General features: G+C 66.5%; 1 pseudogene. It reads right to left on the bottom strand.

Features of this window, described 5'->3' with window-relative positions:
- Nucleotides 1–239, bottom strand: a pseudogene (locus tag R2R70_RS22860) (ACP S-malonyltransferase); the annotation flags it as partial.

Raw genomic sequence — 239 nt, 5'->3', positions numbered from 1 at the left:
AAGTTCGACAGCAGCGTTGCCTGCGGATCCTGCGGGCTCAGTTGCTGGGCCAGCTCAGCCAGGGCCGGCTGCGCCGAAGCCATGTAGTCCGTGTGGAAAGCGCCAGCGACCTTCAGGGGGATGACCCGGGTCTTCGCCGGTGGGTTCTCGGCGAAAGCGGCGAGTTTGTCGAGTGCACCTGCCGCGACGATCTGGCCACCACCATTGACGTTGGCCGGGGTCAGCTCGGCGGCGGCAAT

It is taken from the genome of Cobetia sp. SIMBA_158 (genome assembly GCF_046566945.1).
Classification (GTDB): Bacteria; Pseudomonadota; Gammaproteobacteria; order Pseudomonadales; family Halomonadaceae; genus Cobetia; species Cobetia amphilecti.
The sequence above is the reverse complement of the archived record's forward strand: the minus strand, read 5'-3'. Positions and strand labels throughout refer to the sequence as shown.